A 2999-nucleotide genomic window follows, 5' to 3' on the forward strand; every position below is an offset into this window, starting at 1 on the left:
GCTCGGCGACCGGTTCGGTCGATGGCGTCGACGAGGCGAGAGCGTCGCTGACGCGAACGCTGACTCGCTTCGCCCGAGCGGCGGAGGGAACCGACGACCCGCGTCGCGCACGCGAACACTTGGAGGCCGCACGGGAAGCGGCGGCGACGCTTGCGGCGCTCGATCGGTGATCGATCCGGTCCCGGTCCGGACGTGTTGGACCGATCGCCGAACCGGCGGGACCTCCCGTCCCTACGTCCCGTCCGGGTTCTGCCCGTAGCTCTCGAACTGCTCCTCGACGGTCGCGAGCTGGTCGTCGGTGAGCGTGTGGGGCTCCCCCACGGCTGACGACCGAAGGTAGAGCCGACAGAGGTCCTCGACGTGGTGAGTGTTCTCGATCGCGGTCGACAGATCCGGCCCGGTGACAACGAGGCCGTGGTTCGCCAGAATGGCGGCGTCAGAGTCTGCTTCTGCCATCGCGGCGACGACGTTGACCGCGAGCTCTTCCGTGCCGTACGGGGCGTACTCAACGAGGGGGACCTCGCGGCCGACCGAGACGATCATGTAGTGGATCGGCGGTAGCGACCGATGAAGCGTCGCCATCGTCGTCGCCCACGGCGAGTGGGTGTGAACGATCGCGCCAGGCGCGGCGTGGTCGTAGATCCCGGTGTGCATCGGCACCTCGCTGGAGGGGGCCATTCGGCCCGCCCGACGGTCACCGTCGAGGCCGACGACCGGGACGTCCTCGGCGGTGAACGCGTCGTACGCGACACCGGTCGGGGTGACCGCGAACGCGTCATCGTGACGGACACTCAGATTACCGGTTCGGCCCGGCGTAAGCGCCGCTAGCTCCGGCGCGTGCTCGACGACCGCCTCGCGCTCGTCCCGAAGGAGCGACCGGTCGTCCGTCACGCGATCACCTCCGTCAGCGCCGCGAACTCGTCGACGCGATGGTCGGGTTCGGTGACCCCAGTCAGCGCGTCGGGCGCGGGTGGCTCACGGCTCCCCCCGGTGAACAACACCGAATCCATCCCGACCGCGTTCGCCCCCTCGACGTCTGCGGTCGGGTTGTCGCCGACCATTACCGCGTCGCTCGGGGCGATGTCGAGCGCCGCGAGCATCGTCGTGAACGGAAGCGCGCTCGGTTTCTCCCGGCCGACCTCCTCCGAGGTGACCAGCCGGTCCACGTGGTCGTCGATCCCCAACCGTTCCAGCTTCTCGAGCTGGACACGGGTCGTGAGGTTCGTCACGACGCCGACCGCGGACCCGGACTCCCGGACCGACGCCAACACTTCCGTAACGCCGTCGAAGGGCTCCATCCGATCGATATACCCCTCCCAGTACGCCTCGCCGATCGCGAGCGCGTCGGCGGCGTCGTGGTGGTCCGCGTGCGACCGCAGCGCACGCTTGAAGTAGATGAATCGCTCGTGCGAGGCGGCGGTCCCGCGGAGCTCGCGTTTCGCCTCCTCGCGGCCGGTCGCGTACAGGTCGTCGAACCGGTCACGGTCGATGTCGTATCCCCGCTCGCGGAACGCCGCCAGTGCCGCCCGCTTCCCCGCCTCGTTGCAGGGGGCGTACGGATACAGCGTATCGTCGAGATCGAGGAGGACTGCCTCATAACGCATGGATCGACCCTCGTGGAGCGGCGACTTAAACGTGGTTCGACGCCGGTGGGCGACCACCGTCCGCAACCACTCTTCTCCGTCCCCCACCGTCCCAGCCGACTCCTTTTGTCCGATGTCGAACCACTCGTGTGCGTGTACTGACCACCGCCCCGATCCGGGCGAGACGGGTGTCCGGTGACCCGGTCGGGGAGCGTCGCCGCCGGCTGTCCGCCATCCGCCGATCGCTCGGAGCGTCAGTGCTCCGGCGTTGTGCCCCGACTCACTGCTCGTTCATCGCCTCGCTGGCGATGTTTCGCCCGCGGGAGTTGAGCGTCACCTCCCGCCGGACCCGGACCTCCTCGACGACGTCGAGCTCGATCAGTCGTTCGAACGTCTCCTCGACGACGTCGACGTCGATCCCGAGGAAGGCCGGGATCTCGAACGGGGAGACACCGGAGTACAGCGCCATCAACACTTCTCGGTCCCGGCTCGAGAGGTCGACGTTCGTGGTACTCCGCTCCTCGCCCTTGCGGAGCCACGCTTCGACGAACCGCATTCGCTGTGAGCTCCCTGCGAGGTGTGTCTCGATGCTGGTACCGTCTCCGTCGGTGTGTGACACCTCGATCACCGGCTTCTTTTTTCCGTCGACGGTCCGTTTCGCGGCGTCCAACCCGCTGATATCGTCGAGATCGAACTCGACGAACGCCCCTTGTTCGAGCGCGGCACCGAGCCCGTTCTCGTCGATCTTCACCCGTGCCTGCTGCCACTCGCTCTCCTGAACGACGCCGCCGGCGACCGCCGGGTGTTTCGCCATCAGCGTCCGCTGGTCGAGCAGCGCGCGGTACACGTCCCGCTCGAACGACTCGTGGTCCGCCGCGGCGACGATGAGGACCTGATCGCCTAGGTCAAAACTCACGTAGTTCGAGACTCGCGTGATCGACTGGTTGGCGTCGTGTCGCCCGCCGAGTCCGTTCAGCTGCGAGAGTGGAACGGTCCGTTTCCCGTCGTTACTGGCCAGTATCAGCCGGCGGTTCGACAACAACACCCGCCCGGGCGTCCAGGAGACGTCGTTGACGGGGCGTCCCTCGCGGACGGCGACTGCGAACCGCGCTTGGGTGTCGGCGACCTTGTACTCGCCGTCGCTTCCCGCCATCTACCCACCCCCCGCTCGAAGCTTGGAGACGGCGGAGAACACCCGCTTCCGGACGGCTGCGCTCTCGTCGTCGGTGAGCTCCTCGAGACGGTTCAGCGTCTCCTTCCCGCCGACTGACCCAAGAACGAACACCGCCTTCGCCCGGGCTTCCTCGGGGTGCTCGGTACCGACCCGATCGAGGAGCCGGTCCTCCACGACCGGTCCGCCGAGGCTCTGGAGGCTGGTCGCAGCGAACTGTGCGGTCTGGGGGTCGTCGTCGGCGA

The 2999-nt window shown here is 67.9% G+C and carries 4 protein-coding genes and 1 pseudogene; 1 reads left to right on the top strand and 4 read right to left on the bottom strand.

What is annotated here, in order from left to right; translation table 11 throughout:
* A pseudogene (locus ACFQEU_RS18310) lies at positions 1-170 on the top strand (Sjogren's syndrome/scleroderma autoantigen 1 family protein); the annotation flags it as partial.
* 61 nt (positions 171-231) lie between these two features.
* Here ACFQEU_RS18310 and ACFQEU_RS13845 read toward each other — a convergent pair.
* The 4 genes from ACFQEU_RS13845 to ACFQEU_RS13860 form a co-directional block, all read right to left on the bottom strand.
* Positions 232-891, bottom strand: coding sequence for a class II aldolase/adducin family protein (locus tag ACFQEU_RS13845; protein ID WP_379783098.1), 660 nt, complete (start codon positions 889-891; stop codon positions 232-234).
* A complete protein-coding gene (locus ACFQEU_RS13850; RefSeq protein ID WP_379783100.1) occupies positions 888-1604 on the bottom strand; it encodes an HAD family hydrolase in 717 nt (238 codons plus the stop codon). The genes ACFQEU_RS13845 and ACFQEU_RS13850 overlap by 4 nt, the downstream gene beginning before the upstream one ends.
* Positions 1605-1863: 259 nt before the next feature.
* The gene (locus tag ACFQEU_RS13855) at positions 1864-2736 is read right to left on the bottom strand and encodes a CheF family chemotaxis protein (protein ID WP_379783102.1); all 873 of its coding nucleotides are present in this window, start codon (positions 2734-2736) and stop codon (positions 1864-1866) included.
* On the bottom strand, positions 2737-2999 hold a 263-nt coding region (locus ACFQEU_RS13860; protein ID WP_379783104.1), incomplete at its 5' end, for a HEAT repeat domain-containing protein.

It is taken from the genome of Halorubrum tibetense, assembly GCF_042661865.1.
Taxonomy (GTDB): Archaea; Halobacteriota; Halobacteria; order Halobacteriales; family Haloferacaceae; genus Halorubrum; species Halorubrum tibetense.